The sequence below is a fragment of the Halomonas cupida genome, assembly GCF_900142755.1.
GTDB classification, from domain to species: domain Bacteria; phylum Pseudomonadota; class Gammaproteobacteria; order Pseudomonadales; family Halomonadaceae; genus Halomonas; species Halomonas cupida.
In genome coordinates, this window is record NZ_FRCA01000011.1 from 1 (window position 1) to 23578 (window position 23578).

General features: G+C 61.3%; 23 protein-coding genes. 13 read left to right on the forward strand and 10 right to left on the reverse strand.

Features of this window, described 5'->3' with window-relative positions; all coding sequences use genetic code 11:
• The coding region (locus BUE38_RS17675; protein ID WP_327077523.1) for a transketolase-like TK C-terminal-containing protein at positions 1-1042 on the forward strand (1042 nt) is incomplete at its 5' end.
• A 131-nt stretch (positions 1043-1173) separates the two neighbouring features.
• On the opposite strand, the gene BUE38_RS17680 is transcribed toward BUE38_RS17675, so the two are convergent.
• Positions 1174-2226, reverse strand: coding sequence for a class I fructose-bisphosphate aldolase (locus BUE38_RS17680; protein WP_073436569.1), 1053 nt, complete (start codon positions 2224-2226; stop codon positions 1174-1176).
• Between the two features lie 180 nt (positions 2227-2406).
• Here BUE38_RS17680 and BUE38_RS17685 point away from each other — a divergent pair, with 180 nt between their 5' ends.
• The 5 genes from BUE38_RS17685 to fba all read left to right on the forward strand — a co-directional run bounded on the left by BUE38_RS17685 (position 2407) and on the right by fba (position 7024).
• Positions 2407-2769: a CidA/LrgA family protein gene (locus BUE38_RS17685; RefSeq protein ID WP_073436710.1), complete on the forward strand. Its 363-nt coding sequence runs from the start codon at positions 2407-2409 to the stop codon at positions 2767-2769.
• Positions 2766-3473 (forward strand): LrgB family protein, encoded by a 708-nt coding sequence (locus tag BUE38_RS17690; protein WP_073436570.1) that lies wholly within the window; start codon positions 2766-2768, stop codon positions 3471-3473. Before BUE38_RS17685 ends, BUE38_RS17690 begins: the two co-directional genes overlap by 4 nt.
• 140 nt (positions 3474-3613) lie before the next feature.
• Positions 3614-4630, forward strand: coding sequence for a type I glyceraldehyde-3-phosphate dehydrogenase (locus tag BUE38_RS17695; RefSeq protein ID WP_073436571.1), 1017 nt, complete (start codon positions 3614-3616; stop codon positions 4628-4630).
• A gap of 65 nt (positions 4631-4695) precedes the next feature.
• Positions 4696-5859 (forward strand): phosphoglycerate kinase, encoded by a 1164-nt coding sequence (locus BUE38_RS17700; protein WP_073436711.1) that lies wholly within the window; start codon positions 4696-4698, stop codon positions 5857-5859.
• A 100-nt stretch (positions 5860-5959) separates the two neighbouring features.
• Positions 5960-7024 carry a class II fructose-bisphosphate aldolase gene (gene fba, locus BUE38_RS17705; RefSeq protein WP_073436572.1) on the forward strand — a complete coding sequence of 355 codons (1065 nt, stop codon included), beginning with the start codon at positions 5960-5962 and terminating at the stop codon, positions 7022-7024.
• A 112-nt stretch (positions 7025-7136) separates the two neighbouring features.
• Here fba and BUE38_RS17710 read toward each other — a convergent pair whose 3' ends face one another.
• The gene (locus tag BUE38_RS17710; RefSeq protein ID WP_073436573.1) at positions 7137-8318 is read right to left on the reverse strand and encodes an epoxide hydrolase family protein; all 1182 of its coding nucleotides are present in this window, start codon (positions 8316-8318) and stop codon (positions 7137-7139) included.
• Positions 8319-8576: 258 nt separating this feature from the next.
• On the opposite strand from BUE38_RS17710, the gene BUE38_RS17715 reads away from it, so the two are divergent.
• Positions 8577-9164 carry a CGNR zinc finger domain-containing protein gene (locus tag BUE38_RS17715; protein ID WP_073436574.1) on the forward strand — a complete coding sequence of 196 codons (588 nt, stop codon included), beginning with the start codon at positions 8577-8579 and terminating at the stop codon, positions 9162-9164.
• Between the two features lie 25 nt (positions 9165-9189).
• On the opposite strand, the gene BUE38_RS22700 is transcribed toward BUE38_RS17715, so the two are convergent.
• Both BUE38_RS22700 and BUE38_RS17720 read right to left on the reverse strand, forming a co-directional pair.
• A complete protein-coding gene (locus BUE38_RS22700) occupies positions 9190-9381 on the reverse strand; it encodes a hypothetical protein (RefSeq protein ID WP_143166380.1) in 192 nt (63 codons plus the stop codon).
• A complete protein-coding gene (locus BUE38_RS17720; RefSeq protein WP_143166381.1) occupies positions 9368-10900 on the reverse strand; it encodes a hypothetical protein in 1533 nt (510 codons plus the stop codon). The genes BUE38_RS22700 and BUE38_RS17720 overlap by 14 nt, the downstream gene beginning before the upstream one ends.
• A 444-nt stretch (positions 10901-11344) precedes the next feature.
• Here BUE38_RS17720 and BUE38_RS17725 point away from each other — a divergent pair, with 444 nt between their 5' ends.
• From BUE38_RS17725 to BUE38_RS17750, 6 genes are all read left to right on the forward strand, one after another.
• A complete protein-coding gene (locus tag BUE38_RS17725) occupies positions 11345-12037 on the forward strand; it encodes an HAD-IA family hydrolase (RefSeq protein ID WP_073436576.1) in 693 nt (230 codons plus the stop codon).
• 316 nt (positions 12038-12353) lie between these two features.
• Positions 12354-13379, forward strand: a complete 1026-nt coding sequence (locus tag BUE38_RS17730) for a LacI family DNA-binding transcriptional regulator (RefSeq protein ID WP_073436577.1) — start codon at positions 12354-12356, stop codon at positions 13377-13379.
• 21 nt (positions 13380-13400) lie between these two features.
• Positions 13401-14393, forward strand: coding sequence for a sugar kinase (locus BUE38_RS17735; RefSeq protein ID WP_073436578.1), 993 nt, complete (start codon positions 13401-13403; stop codon positions 14391-14393).
• Between the two features lie 154 nt (positions 14394-14547).
• Entirely contained in the window at positions 14548-15525 is a 978-nt protein-coding gene (locus tag BUE38_RS17740) for a 2-hydroxyacid dehydrogenase (protein WP_073436579.1), read from the forward strand.
• Positions 15526-15572: 47 nt separating this feature from the next.
• A complete protein-coding gene (locus BUE38_RS17745) occupies positions 15573-16265 on the forward strand; it encodes an HAD-IA family hydrolase (protein WP_073436712.1) in 693 nt (230 codons plus the stop codon).
• A 200-nt stretch (positions 16266-16465) separates the two neighbouring features.
• The gene (locus BUE38_RS17750; protein ID WP_073436580.1) at positions 16466-17641 is read left to right on the forward strand and encodes an acetyl-CoA C-acetyltransferase; all 1176 of its coding nucleotides are present in this window, start codon (positions 16466-16468) and stop codon (positions 17639-17641) included.
• A 102-nt stretch (positions 17642-17743) separates the two neighbouring features.
• On the opposite strand, the gene BUE38_RS17755 is transcribed toward BUE38_RS17750, so the two are convergent.
• From BUE38_RS17755 to BUE38_RS17775, 6 genes are all read right to left on the reverse strand, one after another.
• The gene (locus BUE38_RS17755) at positions 17744-19255 is read right to left on the reverse strand and encodes a sodium:solute symporter family protein (protein ID WP_073436713.1); all 1512 of its coding nucleotides are present in this window, start codon (positions 19253-19255) and stop codon (positions 17744-17746) included.
• On the reverse strand, positions 19248-19475 hold the full coding sequence (locus BUE38_RS17760) for a hypothetical protein (protein ID WP_073436581.1): 228 nt from the start codon (positions 19473-19475) through the stop codon (positions 19248-19250). The genes BUE38_RS17755 and BUE38_RS17760 overlap by 8 nt, the downstream gene beginning before the upstream one ends.
• Positions 19476-19571: 96 nt before the next feature.
• On the reverse strand, positions 19572-20981 hold the full coding sequence (locus BUE38_RS17765) for an amidase (protein ID WP_073436582.1): 1410 nt from the start codon (positions 20979-20981) through the stop codon (positions 19572-19574).
• Positions 20982-21147: 166 nt separating this feature from the next.
• A complete protein-coding gene (locus tag BUE38_RS17770; RefSeq protein WP_143166382.1) occupies positions 21148-22050 on the reverse strand; it encodes a LysR family transcriptional regulator in 903 nt (300 codons plus the stop codon).
• 60 nt (positions 22051-22110) lie between these two features.
• A complete protein-coding gene (locus BUE38_RS23015; protein ID WP_159438908.1) occupies positions 22111-22248 on the reverse strand; it encodes a hypothetical protein in 138 nt (45 codons plus the stop codon).
• A gap of 25 nt (positions 22249-22273) precedes the next feature.
• Positions 22274-23476 (reverse strand): MFS transporter, encoded by a 1203-nt coding sequence (locus BUE38_RS17775; RefSeq protein WP_073436584.1) that lies wholly within the window; start codon positions 23474-23476, stop codon positions 22274-22276.
• Between the last annotated feature and the right edge of the window lie 102 nt (positions 23477-23578).

The window sequence follows — 23578 nt, forward strand, 5'->3', positions numbered from 1 at the left end:
TCTCCCCTGCGAGCTCAACACCGAATCGCTGGTCGAGGCCGCTCAGGAAAAGGGCGAATCCATCGCCTCCCGCAAGGCCTCGCTCAACTGCCTCAACGAGTTGGGCCCGCAACTGCCGGAACTGCTCGGCGGCAGCGCCGACCTGGCCCCGTCCAATCTGACCTTCTGGAGCGGCGCCAAAGCCATCACTCCCGAGACCAGTGACGGCAACTATCTGCACTACGGGGTGCGCGAGTTCGGCATGGCGGCGATCATGAACGGCATCGCCCTGCATGGCGGCTTCGTGCCCTATGGCGCGACCTTCCTGATCTTCATGGAATACATGCGCAACGCGGTACGCATGGCGTCGCTGATGGGCCAGCAGGCGGTGTACGTGTTCACCCACGACTCCATCGGTCTGGGCGAGGACGGCCCCACCCACCAGCCCATCGAGCAGCTGACCAGCCTGCGCACCACTCCCAACCTCAGCACCTGGCGTCCGGCGGATGCGGTCGAGACCGCTGCCGCCTGGGGATATGCGATCAAGCGCGCCGGCGGCCCGACCGCGCTGGTCCTGTCGCGTCAGGGACTGCCCCACCAGAGCCGCAGCAAGGCCCAGGTGGCCGATATCCAGCGTGGTGGCTACGTACTCAAGGACAGTGTTCTCAAGGGCGGTGTTCTCAAGGACCGTGTCCTTGAAAACAGTGAAGGCACGCCGGACCTGATCCTGATCGCCACTGGTTCCGAGGTCGGTCTGGCGATGGAGGCCGCTGCAAAGCTGGAGGAACAGGGCAAGCAGGTGCGCGTCGTGTCGATGCCGTCCACCGATGTGTTCGACCAGCAGGATGCCGACTACCGTGAATCGGTGCTGCCGCGTGCGGTGCGCGCTCGCCTGGCCATCGAAGCCGGTCATCGCGACTACTGGACCAAATACGTCGGCCTCGACGGTGACGTGGTCGGCATGAGCACCTTCGGTGAGTCTGCCCCGGCCGGCGACCTGTTCAAGCACTTCGGCTTCACCGCCGACAATGTGGTGGAAAAGGCTGCAGCCCTGCTGGGCTGATCAACGCCAGACGTTTACAGAAGCCCATACAACCGGCTTCATGACGTCGCCTCCATCAAAAAAGCAGGGCCACGGCGATCACTCGCCATGGCCCTGTTGTTTTCCGGGGCATGCCCCCCTGTCAGTGCCGATCAGGCAATACTGACATCCGGCGCCAGATAGACGTCCTGAATGGCATTGAGTAGTGCCACGCCATCGCGCATCGGCTTCTGGAAGGCCTTGCGACCAGAAATCAGTCCCATGCCGCCGGCACGCTTGTTGATGACCGCGGTGCGCACCGCCTGGACAAGATCCCCCTCACCACTGGATGCGCCCCCGGAGTTGATCAACCCGGCACGCCCCATATAGGCATTGGCCACCTGATAGCGCGCCAGATCAATCGGGTGATCGCTGGTCAGCTCAGAGTAGACCTTGTCGTGGGTGTGCCCAAAGCCGATGGTGCGATAACCATCGTTGTTCTCCGGCAGCTTCTGCTTGACGATATCCGCCTTGAGCGTTGCAGCGAGATGCACCGCCTGACTGGTCAGATCCGAGGCCACATGATAATCGGTGCCTTCGTGCTTGAAGGCCGGGTTGCGCAGATAAGCCCAGAGTACCGTGACCATGCCCAGCTCGTGGGCACGCTCGAAGGCCGCGCTGATTTCCATGATCTGACGGCGGCAGTCCGGTGAGCCGAAATAGATGGTGGCCCCCACAGCGACACAGCCCATGTCGAAGGCCTGATCGACCTCGGCAAACAGCGTCTGATCGTACATCGCCGGGTAGGTCAGGCTCTCGTTATGGTTGATCTTGAGCATCATCGGAATGCGGTGTGCATAGCGACGAGAGACGGATGCCAGCACGCCCAGGGTAGAGGCCACAGCGTTACAGCCACCTTCAACGGCCAGCTCGCAGATATTGGCCGGATCGAAGTAGATGGGGTTGGGTGCGAAGGAAGCCCCGGCAGAGTGTTCGATTCCCTGGTCCACCGGCAGGATACTCAGATAGCCGGTCCCACCCAGGCGGCCATGGTTGAACATCGATTGCATGCTGCGCAGCACCGCTGGAGAACGGTCGGAATCCATCATCACACGGTCGACGAAGTCGGCACCGGGCAGATGCAGTTGATCCTTCGGCACGCCCCGGCATTCGTGGGTCAACAGATCCTCGGCCTCGCTTCCCAGCCAACTGGCGATATCACTCATCCTCTATCTCCCTATGGTTCCGACGGGTTACACAGTAACCTGAATGGCTTTGCAAATGGTTCTCACAGGATAGCGGATGACATCCTGCAGGATAGAGCCACTGGCCATCTTGACTCCGCAATGCGGCATAATGTTCAGTCAGCCTGGCGCTCGACGGAAACATTCATCAAGGACAACCACATGCAGTTGCTGCACGGATTCCTGTGGCTAACGGCCTTCTGGCTGGCGGGTAACCTCGCCGTGGAGCTTGGTCACCTGCCCCTTTCCCCCGGTGTCGTCGGCCTGATGCTACTGACACTGTATTTCATCGCCCGTGGCCGCGTGCATGGCACCATTGCCAAGGCTTCACAACCGCTGATCATGATGCTGGCCATGTTGATCATGCCTGGCGTCGTTGGTGTCTTTCAGGTGCTTGATCAGATAGGCACGCACTGGCTGGCCGTGATGATGTCGCTGACCCTCGGCACCCTGCTGAGTGTTGCTAGTACTCTGTGGCTGATGCGTCGCCTGCTACCCGCCTCGCCTCGGGGAGAGGACTCATGAGCCAGGCCATGGCCGATTGGCTTCAACACCCATTGCTGTCGATTGCATTATCCATCGGCGCCTACCTGGCAGGCCTGCGACTCTTCCAGCGTCTCGGCAGTCCCGGCTGGTGCCCACCGGTGCTGATCGCTGCCCTGCTGGTTGCCCTGTTGCTGTGGCTACTGCGAATTCCCTGGCCCGCCTATCAGCGCGGCGCCGACTGGCTGATGCTGCTGTTGGGGCCGGCCACAGTGGCACTGGCCGTACCGCTGTATCAGCAGATGCATCATGTCCGCGCCCTGTGGCGCCCGCTGCTGGTATGCCTGCCGGTCGCTTCTGCGCTGGCTGCCTTCTACGCCATTGCCATTGCCTGGGCGTTGGGCGCACCACCGCTGCTGCTCGCCTCCCTGGCGCCCAAGTCGGTGACCGCCCCCATCGCCATGGGTATCACCTCGACGCTGGGAGGTTCGATTCCGATCCTCATGGGTAGCCTGTTGATCACTGGTGTTGCCGCTACTACTTTCGTCACACTGTTGGGACGCTGGATGCATATCGAGGATGAACGGCTACTGGGACTGGCGCTGGGGGTGAATGGTCACGCCATCGGTACGGTACGCGCCTTCGAGATCGGCCCCACCGCCGGCGCCTTCGCCTCACTGGGGATGACGCTGACCGGAGTGCTGACCGCCTTGATGCTCCCACTGGCATGGCATCTTGCAGCATGAGCCCCTGTCCATTGTCGCTTCCCCCAGACACACGCGCTATAGCCGAAATACGTCGACAGGGCGACGTTACAGCCGAGTTGAGATAGAATTCAGCGCCTGTATTCATCCCTCGAACGAGCGTGTCCTGGAGAAAGTTCTGCATGCCACAACGTGTCGCCATCAACGGTTATGGGCGTATCGGCCAGTGTGTATTGCGTGCTCTGATCGAGCGCAATGACCCTGAGCTCGAGGTCGTGGCGATCAACGAACTCTCGGGACTGGATACCATTACCTACCTGACCCGTTACGACACCACCCATGGGCGTTTTCCGGGGGAGGTGAGTAGTGCCGATGGTCAACTGATCATCAACCAGAGGCCGATTCGGGTGCTTTCGGAAGCGGATCCCGATGCCCTTCCCTGGCAGGAGTTGAAGATCGATCTGGTGCTGGAGTGCTCCGGCAGCTTCAAGGATCGAGCCACCGCCGAGCGTCATCTGACATCGGGGGCGCGTCGCCTGCTGTTCTCGCAGCCCGCCGAGAGCGACGTCGATGCCACCATCGTCACCGGCATCAATGACGCCAGTCTCGGTCGTGAGGCACGCATCGTCTCGGCGGCATCCTGCACCACCAACTGCCTGATCCCGGTACTCACGGTGCTCGACGAGGCGCTGGGCATCGAGCATGGGGTGACCACTACCATTCACTCGGCGATGAATGATCAGCCGGTCATCGATGCCTATCACCAGACGGACCTGCGCCTGACACGTTCAGCGCTGCAGTCCATCGTGCCGGTGGACACCAACCTGGCCCGCGGTATCAACCGCCTGATGCCACACCTCGCCGAGCGCTTCCAGTGCCTGCATGTGCGCGTGCCGACCATCAACGTCTCAGCCATGGACCTGTCGATCTGCGTCAAGCGCGATACCGATGCCGCCGAGGTCAACCGCCTGCTTCGCGAAGCCAGCCAGACGCGACTGGCCAACCTGCTCGGCTACACAGAAGAGCCCATGGCGTCCATCGACTTCAACCATGATCCGCGCTCCGGTATCGTAGACGCCACTCAGACTCGAGTGGCCGGCGGCCGCTTGATCAAATTGCTGTGCTGGTTCGACAACGAGTGGGGCTTTGCCAACCGCATGCTGGATGTGGCTCGCCGCATGGCATCGCTGGATACCTGAGATTGCTGGAACCCAGGCCAACCGAATTTTCCAACGAGTTTGACAGACACAGGGACCTGCCGACCATGAATGTTCGCAAGATGACCGATCTCGATCTCAAGGGACAGCGCGTACTGATCCGCGAGGATCTCAACGTGCCCGTCAAGCACGGCCAGGTCACCAGCGATGCACGTCTTCGCGCCAGCCTGCCGACCATCAAGGCGGCCCGCGATGCCGGTGCCCAGGTGATGCTGATGAGCCACCTCGGTCGCCCCACCGAAGGCGAGCCAGCGGATGAGTTCTCTCTGGCACCGGTGGCCGCCTGGCTGAGCGACCTGCTGGATGCTCCGGTACGCCTGGTGACCGACTATCTGGACAACGCCCCCGAGCTTGAAGACGGCGAGGTCGTGCTGCTCGAGAACGTACGCTTCAATGTCGGTGAGAAGAAGGATGACGAGGCACTGTCACGCCGTTACGCCCAGCTCTGCGACATCTATGTGATGGATGCCTTCGGTACCGCGCATCGTGCCCAGTCTTCTACCCATGGCGTGGCACGTTTCGCACCAACGGCCTGTGCTGGCCCGCTGTTGGCCGCCGAACTCGAGGCTCTGCAGAAGGCCTTGGCCAACCCGAAGCGCCCCATGGCGGCCATCGTCGGTGGTTCCAAGGTATCGACCAAGCTGGAAGTCCTCAACGCCCTGTCGGAAAAGTGCGACCAGTTGATCGTCGGCGGAGGCATCGCCAACACCTTTATCGCCGCTGCAGGCCACAACGTCGGTAAGTCATTGTATGAAGCCGACCTGATCGACAAGGCCAGAACCCTGATGGACAAGGTAGAAATTCCGCTGCCCACCGATGTGGTGGTGGCCACCGAATTCTCCGAGTCCGCCGAAGCCGTGGTCAAGGCCGTCGACCAGGTGGCCGATGACGAGATGATTCTCGATATCGGACCGGAGACCGCCGCCCGCCTCGGCGACATGCTCAACAATGCCGGTACCATTCTGTGGAACGGCCCGGTGGGCGTGTTCGAGATCGACCAGTTCGGTGGCGGCACCGAAGCACTGTCACGCGCCATCGCCGACAGCAATGGTTTCTCCATCGCCGGCGGCGGCGACACTCTGGCAGCCATCGACAAGTACGCGATCGCTGATCAGGTCTCCTATATCTCTACCGGCGGCGGTGCCTTCCTCGAATACGTCGAAGGCAAGACGCTGCCTGCGGTGGCGGCTCTCGAAGCCGCTGCAGAATAAGACTGTCCGGAGCGCGACTCGTCACCGACAGTCGCGCTCAGCACAAACTCGATATCACCAGTCAAATACAACCCAGCTCAATCCAGACAAGGTAATCTTCATGGCACTCGTCAGCATGCGCCAATTGCTGGACCACGCCGCCGAATACGGCTACGGCGTTCCAGCCTTCAACGTCAACAACCTCGAGCAGGTTCGCGCCATCATGGAGGCTGCGGACGCTACCGACTCGCCGGTGATCCTGCAGGCCTCGGCCGGCGCCCGCAAGTACGCCGGTGCGCCCTTCCTGCGTCACCTGATCCTTGCTGCTGTCGAGGAATTCCCGCATATCCCGGTGGTCATGCATCAGGATCACGGCACCAGCCCGGCGGTCTGCCAGCGCTCCATCCAGCTCGGATTCTCCTCGGTGATGATGGATGGCTCACTGGGCGAAGACGGCAAGACGCCCACCGACTACGACTACAACGTCGATGTCACTCGCCGTACCGTCGAGATGGCTCATGCCTGTGGTGTCTCGGTGGAAGGCGAGCTGGGCTGCCTCGGCAGCCTCGAGACCGGTATGGCCGGCGAGGAAGACGGCATCGGCGCGGAAGGCAAACTGGACCAGGACCAGTTGCTGACCGACCCGGAAGAAGCTGCCGAATTCGTCAAGGCCACCCAGGTCGATGCCCTGGCGATTGCCATCGGCACCAGCCACGGCGCCTACAAGTTCACTCGTCCGCCCACCGGCGACACCCTGTCGATCCAGCGCATCAAGGAAATCCATGCGCGCATCCCCGACACTCACCTGGTCATGCATGGCTCTTCCAGCGTGCCCCAGGAGTGGCTGGCGGTGATCAATGAGTTCGGCGGTGCCATCCCGGAGACCTATGGTGTACCGGTCGAGGAGATCGTCGAGGGTATCAAGCACGGTGTTCGCAAGGTCAACATCGACACCGACCTGCGCCTGGCGTCCACTGGTGCCGTGCGTCGCTTCCTCGCCGAGAACCCGGCCGAGTTCGACCCGCGCAAGTATCTGAAGCTCACTACCCAGGCGATGAAGGATGTCTGCGTAGCGCGTTACGAGGCCTTCGGTACTGCCGGTAATGCCAGCCGGATCAAGCCGATCAACCTGGAAGGTATGTTCGAGCGTTATGCTCGCGGCGAGCTGGCCCCCAAGGTCAAGTAAGCTCCGCCAGCAGCGCCATCGAACCCCCGGAATGCCTCGCCGTTCCGGGGGTTTCTCTTTGGCTCGCTGCTCGAATCTCCGGATGAACTCCGAGTCCAGCACTCAACCGCTCTCACCGATTGGCAGCCAACACCGCCGCCAGTCCCTGCTGCAGGTCCTTGACGAAATACTCGGGAACCTCCAGTGACGGGAAGTGCCCGCCGGCTTCAGGCGACCTCCATCGGACGATCTGTCGGTACCGCTCCTGTGCCCAGGGGCGAGGACACTTTTCGATGTCACGGGGATAGATACTGATTGCAGACGGGACATCAACCCGAAGCTCGGGGTCAAGCGCGTTAACACCGCCGTGGCTTTCGTAGTAGATGCGGGCCGACGATGCACCAGTCCGCGTCAGCCAATAGAGAGTGACGTTGTCAAGAATCCTGTCTCGGGAAATCGTCTCGAACGGACTGTCTTCGGTATCGGTCCACTCAGCGAACTTGTCGAGAACCCAGGCAAGAAGGCCGACGGGTGAGTCGACGAGCGAGTAGCCGATGGTCTGCGGTCGGGTGGCTTGTTGCTTCGCGTATGCCGAGCGGTGATACCAGAAATCGCGGGTTTCCTCGGCCCATCCGCGCTCGGCCACCGTCAGCCCGCCCATCGTCAACCCGGGTGGTGGTTGCGCCAGCGTTGTGTGAATGCCGAGAACCTGCTCCGGGAACCTACCGCCGAGGACCGTGGTGATCACACCTCCCCAGTCGCCGCCGTGGGCTACGAACTTGCTGTAGCCAAGCCTTGCCATCAGTTCCACCCATGCCGCCGCAATCTTCCCGACTCCCCACCCGGTGGTGGTCGGCTTGTCGCTGTAACCAAAACCCGGTAGCGATGGAGCGACGACGTGGAACGCTGGTCTGTCTGCATCTTTCGGATCTGCGAGCTCGTCCATGATATCGGTGAACTCGGCAATGCTGCCTGGCCAGCCGTGGGTCAGGATCACAGGAGTGGCATCTGTGCGTGGGGATCGGCGGTGGAGGAAATGAATTCCGAGGCCATCAATGGTCGTGCGGAACTGGCCGATATGGTCAAGACGCTCCTCGAATGACCGCCAATCATACTCAGTGCGCCAGTAGTTCACGACATCGATGAGATCGGCGAGAGGAACACCCTGTTCCCATCGGTGAGGGTCGGACACGGCGCGATAGACCGTCTCGGCCTCCGGTAGCCTGGCCGCCGTCAATCGCGTGCGCAGATCATCAAGATCAGCGTCAGTTGCGTGGGCTTCAAAGGCTTGCACGTCGCTAGCTGGACGGTTCATGAGGTACCTCCGCCAGGGTGAGCTGCCGCGGTGCCAACAGCATCATCCGTGGCGGCCGCAGCGTCGGTGACGAACCAGTGTGTGGGCATGAGACCTCCTTGCTGGTCATCGTGAAACCAGTTCGGATCTTTACGGAACCGGCTAAGACGGTTCTAACATGTCTTGATGTCCACGTGCAATCTGCTAATGTCGCGGCGGTGCAGAATTCGATCACATCGATCTGTCTTTACACTGCCGTTGACATACCAAGGTGATTCCATGCGAGATCAGTTCCCTGACTTCCGTCTCGGTAATGTGCTGGCGACCAGCTTCACTGCGACGCTGACGGAGCGTCATGGCAACGCTGTCGAGCGCATTCCGACGCCTCAGCGACTCGTCGATTGGCTGGCAGTGAACGGCCTGGCCGTGGACTCCTGCACTACCGCCCAACTCGAATTCGCTCGGGAACTGAGGGAATCCATTCACGCCGTCGCGACAGCGACCGCGCTGCAGGACACTCTCCCTCCATCTGCTATTCAGATCATCAATGACTGCAGCATTCAGGGACGAGCCGCGGCGACCCTGACTCCGGAGGGAAATCGCCAATGGCGACTTGGGTCGGAATCCTGCGTAGAAGATGCGCTGAGCGTGATCGCTGCCGATGCGATCAGCATCATCGCTGGCGAACGAGACGGAAAACTGGCCTTGTGTGCATCACCAACCTGCCAGGCCGCCTTCTTCGATACCAGTCAAAGTCGCACCCGAAAATGGTGTGACATGAACACATGCGGAAATCGTCAGAAGAAGGCGCGCTTCAAGGCCAGCCATCGCAAGACCGGGACTGGCACACCGACTGGCACCACCTGATCTGCGGAGCCCGCTGGACAGGCATTCACCTATTAACATGGCAATCACATAGCTCATCCTGATCGATTTGATTGTCGTCCGCACCCCACTGGCGCAGATGCGCGGATCTGCTGGTGTGGTGCGGTCTCGCGTCGGCCTGATGGCCGACGGCGGCACGTCCCTGTGCCGCTATTAACCCAACATGAAAGCATGCCGGGTTAATATTACGGGAGAACAAAGGCTTCTTCGAAGAGGAAGGGATCATCGAAATGCCGCCGCCCGACGAATACCGTGGCATGAGTACCCCACTGACGCATGGCCCCCGGGCTGCGTATGCCTGAAGGCCACAACAGGAAACGCTCGAGGCGTTCGGTATCGGGCACCAGACCATCGCTCCCGTAGAGACTGCGACGCCCACCCTCGGGTAACACCAGTGATCGGCGCCCATAATCCGGCGGCTCACTCACCAGCCGTAGCCGGTAGGGAACGGCATTGTCCGGCATGGCGTCTTCCGTACCGAGGTCCCGCAGAAAGTGGCTGGTCGCGGCCACATGCAGGCTCAAGCGTTGTCCTGCCTCGAGCACAGGCGCCTGCGCAGGCGACAGTGGTGCTTCGCGCAGCGAGTGATCATCAGCCACTTCGACCCGCTGCAGCGGCGGTACCGGGAAAAACAGGTGGTAGCAACCACAGGGATGGATGCTGTCGTAGATCAGCGGGCGGCCATCCGGCCCCAGCGTGACCCGCCACACCAGGCCATCCAGGCGCCCACCGAGAATATCGGTCGCCCCACTGCGGGTACGTGCCGGAAACCATAGTGTGTAGACCAGTTGCGGCAACACCTGGCCCTGATAGCGCGTATGGGCAAGGCGCACATCAGCGGTCGGCCGGTTGGTATCTACCGACAACAGTGGTCCATCGGGCCCGGCGTTCCACTGAGGTGAGCCGAGAAGATCATCGTGATTTCGGGTGCCTATGGCCAGCCAGGGCGCATACAGAGCCGCCAGCTGCAGCAACTCATCGTGATCGATCTCCAGCAGCCCCAACGCGCTGCGCGGAGCATCCCGCAGCCACTGGGCAGCTCTATCAGCACGCCAGCCATCATGGCGAGAGTCCGGGGTATACCAGGTCGTGGCTGTGGCATCTGCGGCCGGCTGGCCGAAATCCTCGAGGTAGTCACGTTTCCAGCCCTCATAACCAGCGGCGATCGCCAGACGGGCCAACGGGTAGACTCCCATCACCCGCCAGGCGGTGAGGTAATGATCCGGAACCTCGACACGCTCTCGCAACGCCGTCCGCGCCGCAGCATCATCAACGCCCAGCAACAGCTCCTCGGACAAGGTCGCCGCACAGGTATTGACCGCCTCCGCTGGATCCTCGGCATCCAGCAGACGAGAAAGTGTCCGATGCTCTGCCACAGGAAGATTGGCCGCCTCTATATCCCGCGCCTCGGCGTCCAACGCCCGCATATGCCTCAACCAGTCAACATAGGCAGGCGACCGAAAATCATCGCGCAACTCCTCGCTGAAGCTCGCCAGCAGACGATTGGTGCGTAGCCAGGGGAAACCTTCGATACGGGCATTTCCTGCGTCCGTGACGTCGGCCCCGGCAACGGCCTTGTCGAAGCGTGCCATGTCTGCCAGGCAAGTCGTTGCTGCCCGACTCGGTGGCGACTGCCAGGCCGACGGAGCTGCGCAGCCGCTCAGCAGTATCGCCAACAGCCCGCCGCAGACGATCATCTGTCGCCACTGCCTCGGCACTCTACTCCCGGCGACATGACTATCCCCGGTGCTCGACCTCACGAATCGCAATAGTGGTTACCTGATGAACTAGGGTCGCTCCATCCATTACTGTAAGGCGCGACGTCAACTCCCGACAGCAAAATACAGCTTCGGCTATAGGCCAGCCCAACGGGAACGGCGCGCATTACTGTTTCTGCTCGGGTTCTGCCCCTGGCCTGGCCGCAATGCTACCAGGGGGAGTTGGCGGGTTCCCTGTCAAAAAACGAACATGACAATGATAAACTGGCCATATCGTACTCAGCCCACTGATAGCGCGCTTTTGCACTATTTCAGTGCAGACAATGCACAATTGGAAAACACTGTTCAAAAAATGTGGCTTTCGCACGTGAACATTGGGCAGAGTCCAGATAAATATGCAACACTGTTCGATAACTCCACTGGAAACCCCTGCGAGGTTTCACCATGACTCGCCCGACCTGCCTGCTCTTCGATTGCGACGGAACACTCGTCGATAGTGAACCCCTGCTGGCTGCCGAGATGGCAGCGAGTTTGACGGCGGCGGGCCTGCCGTTCCGGGCAGAAGATTACATGGGCGATTTTCGTGGTGCTCGCTTTCGCAACATCGTGGCCACTCTCGAAGCTCAGCACGGTCGTGTAGACCCCGATCACCTCGAGACACTCGAAGCGGCGATGCGCGCCAACCTCAACCGCCGCCTCGCCACCGACCTGACGCCCATTGTCGGGGCAACAGAAGCGCTGGCAGCACTGACCGATTATCCCATGGGCGTCGTCTCCAACGGCCCCGAGAACAAGGTCAGTACCTCGCTGAATACCGTTGGCCTTACGGAAGTCTTCGGCAACCGTATCTTCAGTGGCTATACCGCCAACTGCTGGAAGCCGGATCCCTGCCTGTATCTGCATGCCGCCAGTATCATGGGGTTTGCCGCCGAGGACTGCATCGCCATCGACGACGCCATCGTCGGTGTACATGCCGCCCTGGCCGCCGGCATGACCGTGATTCACCTCAACCGCTTCCCTGACGCCGAGGAAACGCCGGAAGGTGCCATCATGATCACCAGCATGTTCCAGTTGCCCACCGTGATCTCCAGTATCCAGCGCCAGCACCAGGGTGCTCTGCGCGTCTCACACGCCTGAACGTCATAGCTGACTTGTCACTCCGGCATGCTTTCATGTCGGGGTAACCGCGACTCAGGAACACCCCCCTCCGTTGAGCCAGCCATTTCCCCAATAGCCCCTCCCCCGACGTACCTACAGGCATAACCCGCTTCGATGATGAGCTGACCTGGACCTTGGTCCCACTTGCCTCGAAATGCCTCGACTCCTATCATGAATCTCGAAATGGGAACGTTCCCATGACGAATCTCAGAGTATTCAGGTTTCAGGCTATCCGGGTTTCAAAGCACTCAAGTTTCAAGACCCCCAGGATACCTACGCAAACGGACCATCGCTGATGACCGCAGCTTCCAGACCCGCCACCATCCTTGAAGTCGCCCACCTTGCCGGCGTCTCCAAGACCAGTGTGTCGCGCTACTACAGTGGTGAGCGTGAGCGCCTGTCCGCCACTATGCAGGAACGCATCAGCGCGGCTGCCGAGCAGGTCGGCTATCACCCCAACCCCCTCGCTCGCAGCCTCAAGGGAGGACCGTCTGGCCTGGTCGGCATGCTGGTGGCGGATATCCGCAACCCATTCTCGGTGGCGATCATGCACGGGCTCGAGCAGGCCTGTCGCCAAGCCGGTCTATCGTTGATGGTCTGCAACAGCGACAACGACCCGGATCAGGAACGCCAGCAACTGGCCATGATGTCGTCGTGGCGTATCGAAGGACTGGTCGTCAACGCCGCTGGGTGCCACAGCGATGCCTTGCGTCAGTTTGTCACCAGCGGAACACCGGTGGTGCTGCTGGATCGCAGCCTTGCCGATGTCCAGGTGGATGAAGTCGGCCTCGACAATACCGCCGCCATCGACATGGCCATTGACCATCTCGTTGCTCAGGGCTATTCACGCCTGCTCTATATCACCGAGCCTCCTGCCCAGGCCAGCTCCCGCCAGGCACGACTGGCACGTTTCGAGTCCCGCTGCGCAGGACAGGGGCTTGACGCCACCATCCTCTGTACCGAGTTGCACGATCAGCAGGCGCTGGACCAGCGGCTTCGCGCCCTTGCTCCCGTCGTCTCTCATGCACGTCCAGCCATCCTGTGTGCCAACGGCCAGGTGACTCTGGCCGTGGCACACAGGATGCGAGCACTCGACCTGCGCAGTGGCGAGATCGGTCTGATCGGTATTGATGAGCTGGACTGGTGTGGGCTGACCGAGCCCGGCATCACCACCCTGGCACAACCGACCGATGCTATTGGTCAGGCAGCCATCGACTGCCTGCGCACTCGCCAACACGATCGGAGTGCCGACAGACAGTATCGCGCCTTCGCTCCACAACTGATCCAGCGCGGCTCCACCCAGCCGCCCGCTTCCCATTGATTTCACTACGAGACAGCTCACATGACCGCCTCATCCTCAGCGCCTGAAATTCTTTCCTTCGGCGAAGCCATGGCCATGTTCGTTGCCACCTCGAGTGGCGACCTGGCTGAGGTCGAACACTTCTCCCGCGATATCGCCGGTGCCGACACCAATGTTGCCATTGGCCTGTCCCGACTCGGCTTTCGCGTCGGCTGGTTGAGCCGTGTCGGCAACGACAGCGCCGGCCAGTACCTGCGTGCCAGACTTGTTGCAGAAGGGCTCGACTGCCGTTTCCTGAGCACCGATAGCGAGCACCCCACCGGCCTGCTGTTCAAGGAACGGGCCGCAGGCGGCGCCGATCCCCGTGTGGAGTACATGCGCCGCAACAGCGCCGCCAGCCAGCTGTCGCCCGAAGATGCTGGCGAAGTCGACTTCTCGGCCTTGCGCCACCTGCATGCCACCGGCATCCCACCGGCGGTCTCAGCCAGTTGTCGTGAGCTGTCCCAGCAGTTGATCCAGCGGGCTCGCGAGCACGGTGCTTCCGTGTCCTTCGACCCCAATCTGCGCCCGACGCTCTGGTCCAGTGAGAGCGAGATGCGCACCACGCTCAATGCCATGGCAGCCCATGCCAACTGGGTGCTGCCGGGCCTCAGTGAAGGACAGCTGCTGACCGGTCGCGACAATGCCCATGATATTGCCGGCTTCTATCTCGACCAGGGTGCCGAGGCGGTGGTAATCAAGCTCGGACCGGAAGGTAGCTATTACCGGGGCACCCTGACCGGCCATGATGAGAGTTTCACCGTTGCGGGTGTGCCCGTCAGCGAAGTGATCGACACCGTCGGTGCCGGCGATGGCTTCGCTGTCGGCTTCGTCAGTGCCATGCTCGACGGACTCGATCCGCGTCAGGCCCTCAAGCGTGCCAACCTGATCGGCGCCGAACAGGTCCAGGTGCTCGGCGATATGGAAGGACTGCCTCACCGCGAGCGGCTGCAACAACTCGAAACCACACGGTTTGAAACCGGGCTGTCGATGTGATGCGTGCGGCAGATGTGATAGAAGATCATTGTCATATGTATGATTAAAACCCGCTGAGCAGCCCTCCCCTGACCAGGCAACATGGAATTCTCGGGACACTCCTGGTCCTTGCCTCTGCTCGGCTTTCAGCCACCATCAGGCAGCGAGAACCATCATGACAAAACGTATTCTGGTGTTCCGTGAGATCAATGACACACAGCTCGCATCATTGCGCGCCGAATTCGAGGTGGATTATCTTCCGCACCTCACCAGCTTCGATGCCCCCGAAGCCATGGAGATACTCCCTCAAGTTCACGGCCTCGTGGGTGCCAGTCTCAAGGTAACGCCGGAGGTCCTCGACAAGGCTCCGAACCTGGAGGCCATCGCCAGCATTTCCGTCGGCTACGACAACTACCCGGTGGATGAACTGACCCGTCGCGGCATCCTGCTGTGCAACACTCCGGATGTACTCACCGAGACCACCGCCGATACCGGTTTTCTGCTGATCATGAGCACCGCAAGACGTGCCATCGAGCTGGCGGAAATGGTCCGCCAGGGACGCTGGACCCAGAATATCGGCAAGGAGTGGTTCGGCTCCGATATTCATGGCAAGACGCTGGGCATGGTCGGCATGGGCCGGATTGGTGCCGCCATCGCCAGACGTGGCGCACTGGGCTTCAACATGAACGTTCTCTACAGCATGGCCTCTTCCAAACCAGAGCTGGAGAAGTCTCTGGGAGCGCAACGACTGGAGCTGGATGCCCTGCTGGAGCAGGCCGACATCGTCTGTGTCACCGTGCCGCTCACGGAGCAGACCGAGAAGTTGATAGGTGCCGCACAGTTCGCACGCATGAAGCCCGGTGCCATCTTCGTCAATGTGGCACGTGGCAAGGTGGTCGACGAGGCGGCGATGATCCAGGCACTGGACGACGGTACTCTGCATGCAGCAGGCCTCGATGTATTCGAGACCGAGCCACTGCCCGCCGACTCGCCACTGGCCCGCATGTCCAATGTCGTCGCCCTGCCACATATCGGCTCTGCAACCCATGAAACGCGCACCGCCATGGCACAGCGCGCGGTCGACAATATCCGTCTGGCACTGGACGGCCAACCGGCATTGAGTGCCGTCAACGTCGACGCACTCGAGCGCTGAGCGAACCGCTCAGCGTCATGCACTGCCACTGAATAACCGAGGTGATCATGTCAGACTCCCCAGCGCCGCTCTGCCTGCTGTTCGATTCCGACGGCACTCTGGTCGATAGCGAAATCCTGCTTGCCGAGGTCATGGGCGAGACTCTTCCGGAATTCGCCTTGCCGTTCTCCGCCCGTCAGTACATGGAGGAGTTCCGGGGCGTACGCTTCCTCGATATCGTCATGACCATCGAGCAACGCTTCGCCCCGCTGGATGATGCCCGACGCAGCGAGTTGGAAGCGCGGATGCGCCAACGCATGGAGCAGCGCATGATCGCCGAGCTACTGCCGATTGACGGAATGCCTGAGGCACTGGCGGCACTCGGGTCATTCCCCAGAGCGGTTGTCTCCAATGGTCCGCTGGCCAAGATTCGCTGTGCCATGCAGGCTACCGGGCTCGTCGAGCACTTCGGTGACAACCTGTTCAGTGCCTACGAGTTGCAGGTATGGAAACCAGAACCCGGTCTCTATCTGGCTGCTGCCGAGGCGATGGGATATCCCGCAGAACGCTGTGTGGTCATCGACGATGCAGCCGTCGGTGTCCAGGCAGGGCTCGAGGCCGGCATGAAGGTGATCCATCTCAACCACTTCCCCGACGAGGAAGTCACGCCTGAAGGCGCTCTTGGCATTACTCACGCCCGGGAGCTGGTCACCGTCATTCGGCAGATCGCGGAAAGACCGTCCTCTGTGACTGCCGTCTGAGAGACATTCTCAGGGTCGTGCTGCCCCGTCCAGGCATTCAGCACCCTGAGGAAACTATGCACTTTTCGTCAATTGCGCTTCGATACTGATCTGGATCGCTATACTTATACCCCCTGTCGTCTCGATATTGTGAGGGGTTGCCGCAGTGCACAAGGCTCCCTATTCTGATGGGACAGGCCCTAATTCTCAGGAGACTCTCCATGCAAGAAGTGGTGATTGTTGCCGCCCGCCGTACCGCCGTAGGTTCCTTCGGAGGCTCACTCGCCGGCATCCCGGCCAGCGATCTTGGCGCCGCCGTGATCAAGGATGTACTGGCCCAGACCGGAGTGGCTCCGGAGCAGGTGGATGAAGTTCTGCTGGGTCAGGTTCTCACAGCAGGTACTGGCCAGAACCCCGCACGTCAGGCAGCGATCAAGGCAGGGCTGCCGGATGCCGTACCCGCCATGACCATCAACAAGGTGTGTGGCTCAGGCCTCAAGGCGCTGCACCTTGGCGCTCAGGCCATCAGTCTCGGCGACGCTGATCTGATCATCGCCGGTGGTCAGGAGAACATGTCGCTGTCTCCCCATGTGCTGCCCAACTCCCGCAACGGCCAGCGTATGGGCGACTGGAAGGCCATCGATACCATGGTCCACGATGGCTTGTGGGATGCCTTCAACAACTACCACATGGGCATCACCGCAGAGAACCTCGCCGAGAAGTACAGCATCACTCGTGAGGAAATGGACGCCTTCGCCGCTGGCTCCCAGCAGAAGGCCGCCGCAGCGATCAAGGAAGGTCGCTTCAAGGGCCAGATCGTGCCCATCGAGATCCCCCAGCGCAAGGGTGATCCGGTGGTCTTCGATACCGACGAGAACCCGCGTGAGGTCTCGGCTGACAAGCTTGGCACCATGCGTCCGGCGTTCAAGAAGGACGGTACCGTGACTGCCGGTAATGCCTCCTCGCTCAATGACGGTGCGGCGGTGGTCATGCTCTGCTCCGCCGACAAGGCGAAAGAGCTGGGCCTCGAGCCGCTGGCCCGCATCAAGGCCTATGCCAATGCCGGTGTTGATCCATCGATCATGGGCATCGGTCCGGCGCCGGCAACTCGCCGCTGCCTGGAAAAGGCCGGCTGGAGCATCGATGACCTCGACCTGATCGAGGCCAACGAAGCCTTTGCTGCCCAGGCGCTCGCAGTCAACAAGGAGCTCGGCTGGGATGCCGACAAGATCAACGTCAATGGTGGTGCCATTGCCCTTGGTCACCCGATCGGTGCTTCCGGCTGCCGCATCCTGATCACTCTGCTACACGAGATGATTCGCCGCGATGCGAAGAAGGGACTGGCGACTCTGTGTATCGGTGGCGGTCAAGGCGTCGCACTGGCCATCGAGCGCTGATCCCGGGCCCAGACAGACTAGCCTTCAGCATAAGCAAGCCCGCGCCAATTGGCGCGGGCTTTGTGTTTCGGGGCCCAGTGGGCCTGCGGTCTGCGATGCTACTCACTGTCCGGGTCGAGCCACAGCACTGACCTCATCGGTCTTGAATGAGTGGTGCCAGGGAGCGGCAATACGGAAGAAGCGCTCGACAACCTCGGCCGGTGCCGGCGAAGTGAGCCGTGACACGATCACGAATACCGGCAGATTGAGCATCAGCCCCCAGAACCCACCATGAATACCCAGCGGGTGTGGCCAGATGGTGATCAGCGCCACTGTCACCACAAAGCCACTCACGATGCCGGCGAACACCCCCTTCGCGGTCGCCCCAGGCCAGAAGAACATGCCAATGAAGGCCGGTAGCACCTGGGAGGCAAAGCCAAGCCCAATCAGCAGAATCATCACCAGGTTGCCCGGCTCGGCAATCGCCAGCGGCGCAATGATGAACGCCATGATCGGAAAGATCAGCCAACGCGCCATACGCCCGGCCCGTTCGTCGGACAGCTTGAAGCCCGGCTGCAGGACATCTCGGCTCCATGACAGTGCCACCGAGTGGATGAAGGGTTCTGAAGATGACATCGACGCCGCAAGGGTGCCGGCACCCAGCAGCCCTACCAGTACGACCGGCAGATTTGCCATGGCGTATTCCAGCACCACCGTATCCGCACGCTCCAGATCAGGCAGTGAGTAGATACCGATGAAGCCAACCACGATCATCGGTAGGATCACCAGGTAATAGGTCGGCAATGCGGTGGCACTCAGACGAATGGTGCGAGCCGAGGTGGCGCTCATCCACTGGGTCCACACTGGCGGCATGAACGACAGCATCGAGACGATAATCGAAGTGGTCCAGAAGGCGAAGCTCATATCGCCTCCTCCTCCCGGCAAGGTCAGGAACTCAGGATTGTTCTGCTGTACCTGGCGAAAGACCTCGACGAAGCCCCATTCTCCCGTCGCACCATGAGCGGCCCACAGGCCAATGATCCATGCCACGGCAAACATCAGAATGCCCTGGAACACATTGGTTCTGCCGATGGCGCGCTGCCCGCTGACATACAGATAGACAGAGATGGCACCGAGCACCAGCAACACGCCAGCCCAGACAGGAATGGCGCCGCCGCTCATCACCAGCAGGATGTAGGCCGAACCCACGGTCTGAAGCACCGCATAGGCAATCGAGCCCACCGACATGACCAACGCCGCCAGGGCCCCCAATGCCGGGCTCTGATAACGATCAGCAATGGCGCTGGCCTGAGTGACGTGACCGAACCTGGCACCGAAAGCCCATACCCTGGGCCCGAAGTACCAGGCCACCAGCGCCAGATAACCGAGATAGATCACCACATAGAGAACCGGCACGCCCTTGGCCCATGCCCAGCCCGGCGCGCCCATGAAGGTATAGGCACTGACACTACCGGCAGCAATCAGCAGATAGAGCGTCACCGGCCCCATACTGCGTCCGGCCACCCCCCACTCCTCCAGGGAATTCATGCTCCGACGGCCTCGGGCCGCAAGACCGATGGTCATGGCTATGGCGATATAGCCGACGGTGATCCACAGCGGCAGTGAACTAGTCATCATTGCCCGCTCCGATCAGAACATTACCCAGCCACATCACCAGGCTGCAGCAAAGCAGCACCAGGTAGCTCCAGACCAGCAGTTTCGGCAGCCCCAGCACCAGCACCGCCTGGTTGACCCAGCCGATCACCGGCCAGATACCCGCCACTATCACGCTGATGAAGGCCACCAGCACCAACCACCCTTTCCAGCTGGAAGGGCGTACGAAGGTTGAACGCATCGCGAGCTTCCTTATCCCGTCAGAGACAGTTGCCTGCCTCCGACCCAATCGATTGAGGAGACCAATTATCGTGTCGATATCGTTGTGCGTATTGTCTCAGATCTGACCCTGCACACCTCTGGCTGAGCAGGGCCAGTTTGACGGCGAGCCCTGCCACTTCTCGAATGCTGCTGCCAGTTGCAGGGCACGCAGGTCCTCGAACTTCGGCGTGACGATCTGCATACCGATCGGCATGCCGGCGCGGCTGAATCCCGCATTTACCGCAATCGCCGGCTGCTCGCCCATGTTCCAGGGAACCGTGAAGACAATATGCTCGAAAGGTCGCGAGGGATCATTGCTCGGCGAGGGCCAGTCGGCAGAAAACTCGATATTGGGCGACACCGGAGAGATCAACGCATCCAGGGGTTCGAGTGCGGCTTCCGTGGTCCGACGCATGGCCAGCGTCTGCTCGAAGCCGCGCACCACTCGGGTGGCATCCAGCCCACGACCTTCATCGGCCCAGGCAAGGATTTCCGGCAATACCTGCTCGCGCTGTTCAGCCGTCAACTCAGCCAGCGCACTCCACTGCCGTGCCCGCCAGAAGTCATTGAGGCCATCGAGCATCTCTCGCGTCAGCACCGGCGCCACCGGAACGATCCTGGCACCGGCCTGCTCGAACCGTTGAACCATCTCGGCAAGACGCTGCTGTACCTGCTCATCCACCGGCATACCGCAACCGGCCTCGGCCATGACGCCAATGCGCAGACCACGCACATCAATATCGAGATCCGCCCAGTCGATCTGCTGGGGCGGCAGACGCATGGCGTCACGCCGATCGGTACGCGCAATGCTGCTCATCATCAACGCAGCATCCGCCACTGTACGGGTCATCGGTCCGGCGCAGCGTCCCACGTAATAGGGATCGACCGGCACACGTCCCAGGCTCGGCTTGAACCCCACCACACCGCACCAGGCGGCAGGCAGGCGAATCGAACCGCCGATATCGGTGCCCAGGTGCAGGGTACCGAACCCTGCCGCCGCAGCGGCGCCAGCGCCCGAGCTGGAGCCCCCGGGATTGTAGTCGAGATTCCAGGGGTTACGGGTCAGGCCGTGGAAGGATGATCGGCCGGAAGATAACATGCCGTAATCCGGGCAGGTGGTCTTGGCCAGCAGCAGCGCCCCATCTTCCTTGAGCCGTGCAGTGGCCGGCGCGTCCTCGTCCGCCGGTGGATGCTCTCCGGCAAGAGTGCCATGAGGCACAGGTGTGCCTCGGGTGGCAATCAGTTCCTTCAGGGTGACCGGAACACCATCCAGCGGGCCACAGGGTACCTGCCGCGCCCAACGCTCGGTCGAGTCTCTGGCCGCGTCGAGAAAACGCTCCGGGTCATAGTCATAGAGGGCGTTGATCTGACCCTCGTGGCGTTCAACGTGGGTAATCAGACAGTCAGCATACTCCGCCGGTGATAGCTGCCGAGACGCATAGGCCTTCAGGAGCTGCGCGGCAGTCCAGTCAAGGACATCGTGCATTGTTGTTGTTCCTTTCCTTGTCGTTGTTCCTTTCTCTGCCATCACTGACCAGCCTGGAAGCAGGTAGCGTATACAGCCAATGCAATTGCTCGACCATGGTGAACACATATTGTGTGCGCCATAGTCGATCTATACAGAGAGGGTCGACTCACCAGGGAGGGACAGCTCAACAGGGAGAGAGCGCGGCGAGAGCTTCCTCGAGTCGCGCAAGACAGGTCCTGACCGCCAGGCTGGGAGAGCGATGACGATAGACACAGAGATCAACACGGGTCTGCTCCAGCTCATCCGGGTGGAGCGCCACCGCCACCAACTGTCCGGCTTCACATTCCCGGGCAACTGCCATCATCGGCAACAGCAATACGGCGGCCCCTTCTCTAGCCAGCGCCTTCTGGGTTTCCAGTGACTGAGTGGTAAAGGCCACCTGCATATGCAGCCCCTTGTCCCTCACGGCGCTGTCCAGCGCCTGACGCAGGCCAAAGGAATCATTGGGTACTGCCAGCGGATAACCCGCAACATCCGACAACGCCAATGGCGCTGCCCAGGCCAGTGGATGATCGGGCTTCATGACGGCGTAGTGCTCAAGTTCTGCCGTTGCCAATCGCACCACGTCATCACGCTGCGGCAGGAAGTAAGCCAGGCCGATGTCGGCTTCCCCACTGCGCAGAGCCTCGATGACGCCACCAGCGCTGGCAATGCTGATCTCAAACTCCAGTTGAGGATACTCGGCCTGCAGACTCGTCAAGGCCGGCGCCAGCACCTGAGGCACCACCCCCTCGGACACCCGAATCGCCACCCGCCCGGTACAGCGCCCCTGCAGCTCGGCGATACGCGCCTCGACCCGCTCGAGATCCCGCAATGTCTGACTGGCCTGCTCGGCGAGCAACTCTCCGGCCGGCGTCAGACGCACACCTTCGTGGGTGCGCTCCAGCAATGGTGTTCCCAATTGATGTTCCAGTTGATCGATCTGCCGCGAGATAGCGGTCGGTGCCACATGCAGGCGCGCGGCAGCCTGGCGCAGCGAGCGACAGCGCGCCACGGTATCGAAGTACTTCAAGGCTCGCCACTGCATCTGCCACCTCCGCATCAAATGTCGATAGCTGCTATTGACCCGGCAAGCTCCTGTGTTGGGTCAATAGCGGCACAGGGACGTGTCGCCGTCGGCCATCAGGCCGACGCGAGCCCGCGCCACACCAGCAGATCCACGCATCTGCGCCAATGTGGCACGGGCGACAATCAAATCGATCAGGATGATCCATTTGATTGACACGTCAATAGATCAGCATAGTTGGTGTTCAGCGTGACCCAGAGGGTGAAGCGAGTACTGTAGCCGGCGTACGCAGGACAATAAGCGCAGCCAACACGAACAGTGCGCCGGAGCTGTAAAGCACCGTACTCAGGCCAAAGCCATCCACCACCTGCCCGCCGGCCATGGCGCCAAAGCCGATGGACATGTTGAACACGAAGGCCATCAGTGCGGTGGCCGCCTCGGCATTGGGAGCGGCGCGCAGAATCCAGGTCTGCATGCTCACTGAAATACTGCCGAAGACCGCTCCCCATAACATCAGCAACAGTGTGCCGAGCGGGCTGACTCCGGCCAGGCCAGGAAAGCTCAAGGTGGCAATGGCCAGCACCACGGGAATGACCAGCACCGTGCGCCACGGATTCCTCCCGGCAGCAGTGCCGGCAAGAAAGTTGCCCATCAGACCAGCGCCGCCGTAGAGCAGCAGCAGAGTACTGACATTGGCTAGCGGCACCCCGGCCATCTGCTGCAGAATCGGGCTGATGAAGGTATAGGCGGCAAAATGCCCGACCACGATCAGGCTGGTGACGTAGACCCCGACGCGCACACCACGGTTGCTGAACTGTCCGAACAGGGTACTCAAGCGTACCGGCTGGCTGGCCGGTAACGGTGGCAACAACCACCAGAGCGCCAACGTCACCAGGCCACTACCGATGGCCATGGCGATGAAGGCGATGCGCCAATCGGTCTGCTCTCCCAGCCAGGTCCCGGCAGGAACCCCCAGCACCGATGCCCCGGCAACACCACTGAAGATGATCGCCATGGCTCTGGGAACCTGAGGCAAGGCGACAAGACGCGAAGCCAGCCCTCCGGCAATGGCCCAGAAGCCACCGATGCACACGCCCACCAGCACCCGGGTGGCAAGCAACAAGGCAAAGCTGTCGGCCAACGCTCCCAACAGGCTTGCCACTGTCATCAACGCCATCAACGACGTCAACATCCAGCGCCTGTCCAGGCGGCCAACCGCCACCGGCAACAACGGGGCAGAAAAAGCGGCCACAACGCCGGGGACAGTAATCATCAAGCCGGCGATACCCGGCGAGACATTCAGCGCTGTCGATACCTGCGACAGCAGGCCGATGGGCAACTGCTCCGCGGTCACCAGCAGGAAGATTCCCACCATGACCGCAACCACGCCAAGCCAGTCACGTCGCTCGGTGATCTGTCGTGTCTGGGTCCTTGTCCCTTCTGTCATCATGCTTCCTGATTGACTGCTGAAAATTGCACTGCGGTGCCCTGTTGGCCACGAAAAAACGCCCCCGTGGCGTTGGCGACGGGGGCGTTACGAGCGGGCTGA

What these genes read in the sequence shown, in the direction of transcription:
- BUE38_RS17755 (WP_073436713.1), bottom strand. Translation starts at nt 19,255, where the DNA reads ATGACTAGTTCACTGCCGCTGTGGATCACCGTCGGCTATATCGCCATA.
- BUE38_RS17730 (WP_073436577.1), top strand. Translation starts at nt 12,354, where the DNA reads ATGACCGCAGCTTCCAGACCCGCCACCATCCTTGAAGTCGCCCACCTT.
- BUE38_RS17735 (WP_073436578.1), top strand. Translation starts at nt 13,401, where the DNA reads ATGACCGCCTCATCCTCAGCGCCTGAAATTCTTTCCTTCGGCGAAGCC.
- fba (WP_073436572.1), top strand. Translation starts at nt 5,960, where the DNA reads ATGGCACTCGTCAGCATGCGCCAATTGCTGGACCACGCCGCCGAATAC.
- BUE38_RS17760 (WP_073436581.1), bottom strand. Translation starts at nt 19,475, where the DNA reads ATGCGTTCAACCTTCGTACGCCCTTCCAGCTGGAAAGGGTGGTTGGTG.
- BUE38_RS17695 (WP_073436571.1), top strand. Translation starts at nt 3,614, where the DNA reads ATGCCACAACGTGTCGCCATCAACGGTTATGGGCGTATCGGCCAGTGT.
- BUE38_RS17690 (WP_073436570.1), top strand. Translation starts at nt 2,766, where the DNA reads ATGAGCCAGGCCATGGCCGATTGGCTTCAACACCCATTGCTGTCGATT.
- BUE38_RS17750 (WP_073436580.1), top strand. Translation starts at nt 16,466, where the DNA reads ATGCAAGAAGTGGTGATTGTTGCCGCCCGCCGTACCGCCGTAGGTTCC.
- BUE38_RS17680 (WP_073436569.1), bottom strand. Translation starts at nt 2,226, where the DNA reads ATGAGTGATATCGCCAGTTGGCTGGGAAGCGAGGCCGAGGATCTGTTG.
- BUE38_RS17685 (WP_073436710.1), top strand. Translation starts at nt 2,407, where the DNA reads ATGCAGTTGCTGCACGGATTCCTGTGGCTAACGGCCTTCTGGCTGGCG.
- BUE38_RS17715 (WP_073436574.1), top strand. Translation starts at nt 8,577, where the DNA reads ATGCGAGATCAGTTCCCTGACTTCCGTCTCGGTAATGTGCTGGCGACC.
- BUE38_RS17770 (WP_143166382.1), bottom strand. Translation starts at nt 22,050, where the DNA reads ATGCAGTGGCGAGCCTTGAAGTACTTCGATACCGTGGCGCGCTGTCGC.
- BUE38_RS17765 (WP_073436582.1), bottom strand. Translation starts at nt 20,981, where the DNA reads ATGCACGATGTCCTTGACTGGACTGCCGCGCAGCTCCTGAAGGCCTAT.
- BUE38_RS17775 (WP_073436584.1), bottom strand. Translation starts at nt 23,476, where the DNA reads ATGACAGAAGGGACAAGGACCCAGACACGACAGATCACCGAGCGACGT.
- BUE38_RS17710 (WP_073436573.1), bottom strand. Translation starts at nt 8,318, where the DNA reads ATGAACCGTCCAGCTAGCGACGTGCAAGCCTTTGAAGCCCACGCAACT.
- BUE38_RS17725 (WP_073436576.1), top strand. Translation starts at nt 11,345, where the DNA reads ATGACTCGCCCGACCTGCCTGCTCTTCGATTGCGACGGAACACTCGTC.
- BUE38_RS17700 (WP_073436711.1), top strand. Translation starts at nt 4,696, where the DNA reads ATGAATGTTCGCAAGATGACCGATCTCGATCTCAAGGGACAGCGCGTA.
- BUE38_RS17740 (WP_073436579.1), top strand. Translation starts at nt 14,548, where the DNA reads ATGACAAAACGTATTCTGGTGTTCCGTGAGATCAATGACACACAGCTC.
- BUE38_RS17745 (WP_073436712.1), top strand. Translation starts at nt 15,573, where the DNA reads ATGTCAGACTCCCCAGCGCCGCTCTGCCTGCTGTTCGATTCCGACGGC.